Source organism: uncultured Ruminococcus sp., from assembly GCF_946415235.1.
In the GTDB taxonomy this organism is placed as follows: domain Bacteria; phylum Bacillota; class Clostridia; order Oscillospirales; family Ruminococcaceae; genus Ruminococcus.
Genome location: NZ_CAMKRR010000160.1, coordinates 1 through 4,160, shown reverse-complemented (window position 1 = coordinate 4,160; position 4,160 = coordinate 1). Strand labels below are relative to the sequence as shown.

Annotated in this window: 3 protein-coding genes and 1 pseudogene; 3 read left to right on the top strand and 1 reads right to left on the bottom strand. The window is 43.7% G+C overall.

What is annotated here, in order from left to right:
- Positions 1-546 (top strand): annotated as a pseudogene (locus Q0R37_RS15300) (hypothetical protein); the annotation flags it as partial.
- Between the two features lie 215 nt (positions 547-761).
- Positions 762-1,379: a nitroreductase family protein gene (locus Q0R37_RS15295; RefSeq protein WP_294755461.1), complete on the top strand. Its 618-nt coding sequence runs from the start codon at positions 762-764 to the stop codon at positions 1,377-1,379.
- A 110-nt stretch (positions 1,380-1,489) separates the two neighbouring features.
- Here the strand turns inward: Q0R37_RS15295 and Q0R37_RS15290 are convergent, their stop codons facing one another.
- The gene (locus Q0R37_RS15290; RefSeq protein WP_294755459.1) at positions 1,490-3,448 is read right to left on the bottom strand and encodes a M4 family metallopeptidase; all 1,959 of its coding nucleotides are present in this window, start codon (positions 3,446-3,448) and stop codon (positions 1,490-1,492) included.
- Positions 3,449-3,638: 190 nt separating this feature from the next.
- Here Q0R37_RS15290 and Q0R37_RS15285 point away from each other — a divergent pair.
- On the top strand, positions 3,639-4,160 hold a 522-nt coding region (locus Q0R37_RS15285), incomplete at its 3' end, for a 3-hydroxyacyl-CoA dehydrogenase NAD-binding domain-containing protein (protein ID WP_294755457.1).

The window sequence follows — 4,160 nt, the reverse complement described above, 5'->3', positions numbered from 1 at the left end:
CTTCTGCTTGAACATATAAAAAATAATTATCCCGATCTTTATTTCGTTTCCTCGACTACAAAGGTGCAGACTGATTTTGAGCTGTTTGTAAAGGAAACAGAACGTAATGACTTTAAATATGTTGTTCCTGATTTCAGACTGAATAAGCTGTTTGGTAAACTTGATACACTCTCACAAGTCCAAAAAGAGAAAGTCGAATTTCTGTGCAATGAATGCTGCTCGTTTTACTGCACAGACAGAAAAGCTTGCTATGAAAATGTAAGCCGAAAAAATCTCGGAGAAAGCTGCCCCGACCACGTCTGCACCGCACCTGATGCGGAGGACGGCTACCGTTTTTCAAGGGCAATGAAAAATCATGGGTTTATCAGTATCGGCGACATCATCAGCACTTATCTGCCCCTCGGCTTTTCTAATTTCAAAATAGAAGGCAGAGGACTCGGAAGCGCTGTTAATCTCGAATTTCTGCTTTATTATCTCATAAGGCCGGAGTATCAGCTTACTGTACGTGAAGAGGTCTACCTCGACAGTATGCTGGACCTTTTCTGAATATCATACCGGAACGCGGTTATACATAACATATGATGTTCGATTTGGAGTCCTAACGCTTTATAGGCGGCTATAAAAAGCCGCTCTTTTTTCATTCGTACCAATTTTCAATGCTTCAAAGCAGGCTGAACTCCGAAAAGAATGACAAGTCAGCGCTTTTATGATATAATATCATTGTAACCTATCAGATCGTATTATTTAAGGAGGACTAAATCATGGAATTTTATGAGGCCGTCAGCAAAAGAAGCAGTGTACGCGAGTTCACGGATGAAGCGATACCGCAGGAAGCTTTGAAGCGTATCATAGAGGCAGCTTATAAAGCACCGACCAACGATCATTTCAGGGACTGGCATTTTATCGTTGTAACGGATAAGGCTGTCATGCGCGAGGTACTAAAGGGTGTCCCGAAAGATCTGACAGTTAAGGATGTAGATAATATGACCTTCATATCCGATCCTGTTCAGAAGGAGAGCTATCGGTTTGCTGTTCCGAAGCAGTACAGTATGCTTATTGATGCGGCGGCGGTAATCATCCCGCTCATGAAGAAAAAGGTGGACGTGCTCCACCCTGCCGACCTCTCTCATTTGAATTGCTTTGCTTCCATATGGTGCAGTATCGAAAATCTCTGGCTTGCCGCAACGGCAGAGGGATACGGTTGCAATCTTCGAATTCCTTGCGGGAACGAGGAAGAACTTGCAAGAAAGGCGACGGGATTTCCCGAGGACTGCATGATACCGTGCTTTATAGGGATAGGACGGCCTGCTGACAATGCGGTCCGCACGAAACAGCTTATCCCCGATCTTGAAAAACAGCTTCACTGGCAGAAATTCTGATCAGCCTGAGCAGCCGTATTTTTTCAGCACCGTTTTATGAGATATCAGGATATAAAAAAAGATGTAAGAGAAAAACTATTACATCTTTTTTCATTATTATGAATACACTATCAATATACGACGAAGCCGTATCTTCCTCTTGCATTGTTGTAATCATAGATGAGCTGATAAAGTATATCCCTGTCAGCACTGTCAACAACGTAGTCGCCGTTGATATCAGCTGTATACTGGCGGAGCAGACCATCATACATTCTGTATGAGATATTTCCGCTGATGATATTATCCATAGCTGTCAGATCGTCATAGCTGAGAACTCCGTCTGCATTGGTATCACCGAGCTTGAGCGGTCTTTCAGCCCATACGAATTTGTACGTGATGTCGCCGAGCCTGTAGCAGAGCTTTCCGTCACTGCTGTCATAGTAGTAATTAACGTTATTGTTCCATCTGATAATGTTATTTCCGTCGGAATTGCAGTCTGCAAAGGTCATTGTATTGTTTGCACCGAGTGATCTGATGAATACACTGTGTGTAGGATTATCCATGAGCAGATTTCCCTTGTAATAGCGGTCAACACGGAGATGATCGCCTATTTCGGGCACATATGAGGCATCTGTTACACGCACATATGAATTTGTTCCGAAGTAATCCATCTGGAGCTTCTTTGCAAAGCCTGCACACTGGTAGTAAGGCTCCTCGATCTGCCAGTAGGAATTAACGAAGTACTTGAAAGCAGTGGGTCCCATCGGGAGATATGTCGATTGATCGTTGTTTATTGCCGTCCGGCTTGATGAATCGGGATCACCTGTATTCCAGTAGCTTCCTTCCGGGAGCTTATAGCCTTCGGTAATACCGAAATCGTGCATACGGGTAGTTATGGCAGCCGCCGCCTGTGAAAGCTCGGAATGATGTACCTTGACATTTACATCGTCAAAGGCTTTCTTGATAATATCTACCTTGCCTGTTCCGCAGCGGTAATAGTCTACTGCTGCATTGATAACAGCATTGCGGCAGTCAAGGAATGTTGCCTGTGTAGTATCGCCTGTGTAGTATGCCATAGAGTTGTACCAGATATGAGCAAGGTCATTCTGCGGGATACCGCCCTGATACATCAGATAAGCTGCATGGTCGATAATAGTTGTTGCAAGATAAGCAGGAGCCATGAGGGAACCGTACTGATAGTTTTCAGCCAGCCACTGTGCATTGTTCTTGTAATCAAAGTAATTATCGTAGAAGCCGAAATAAACATTCTCATAGAGCTTATTGACTGTGGACTGCGGAGACTTCATATCTCTGAGTGAATACCTCTTGTTATATGAAGTATTGTCCTTGAATACATCCGCAGCTACCATCCAGTCGGGCTCATCCTCGCAGAGCTCGCCCATAATATCGCAATAAGCTTCCATAAGAGCTTCTGTCTCTGTCATGAGTCCGTGAGGCCACCAGCCGAGCTTCTTATTGACAACAAGGTGTGTGAGCTCATGACCGACTGCGCCTACATCCACGCCCATGCTGTATGTCTTATCACCCTCTGCTCCGAAGTAGAGCATATTTCTGTACTCGTCAGGCCCGTGACCGTAGTGGTCTATTTTTATGTGCGAGCGAGCATCGCCGGGATTGTTGAACTCAAAGACATAAATGGACTGGTCACCTCTGCCGCCGAAATCAAAATCGCTGTGACCGAGAGTATTCTTGTAGAAGTCATATACCTTCTCTGTATTGTACAGAAGCTGAGCCTTTGTATTCCATGTAGACTGATCTTTTTTCAGCGGATCAAAGTCAGAAGGGAAAGTAAATCTTTCTGTTGATAAATTGCCGTTCGGAGCAGTGTAAGCTGCGTCAGCGACAACACGGATATTCTTGCTCTTGTCAGCAAGCCATATCTGATAGTCCTTATCGCGCACGCATTTAACATAAGTACTGTATCCCCTGAGATCAGTAAAGCCTGCCCGTTTTGCATATACTTCATCGTCACCGGGATAAGTGCTTGCTGCCTGTGCCGATAAAGCAGTCGGAACGAGCATACATAATGCAAGTGCTGATGCTGCGAATTTTGTGAAATGTTTTCTCATTTGTTTCACTCCTATTACATAATTTGCCGATCCCGAAGCGAAAAGGCGGATACTCCCCTGTCGTTTCGGAACAATATAAATATAACATATTGTAAAAAGAAAAACTAATCAAAAATTGCGATTTCTAATTATTGACAATAAAAATTTTTATGATATAATATTATATATTAAGCCCAAAGGAGATAAAAGTATGAACAAAATAATGATCGCAGGCGGCGGCGTTCTCGGAAGTCAGATAGCCTTCCAGTGTGCCTATGCGAGACTTGAAACAACGATATGGCTCCGTTCTGAAGAGTCTGTACAAAGAGCCAAAAAGAAGCTGGAAGCCCTTAAGGAAAGCTACAGTCAGACAATTGCAGCCTGCAAAAACGGAAAAATGAACTACCTCGGCGCACTTGATACTGTGGGAACACAGCTCACGGGAGCCGATTTCGAGCTGTATCAGAGCAAGGTCGATGCTGTTATGGATAATATAATATTTGAAACAGATATGCAGAAAGCAGCATCAGGTCAGAGCTTCATCATTGAATCAATCTCTGAGAATATGGATGCCAAAAAGGGATTTTATACCGACCTGAACAGATATGTAAGCGATGATGCTGTTATCGCTACAAATACATCGAGCTTTCTTCCAAGTGATTTCAGGGATATCATTGATGCTCCCGAACGCTTCATAGCAGTTCACTTTGCAAACAACATATGGATAGCGAAT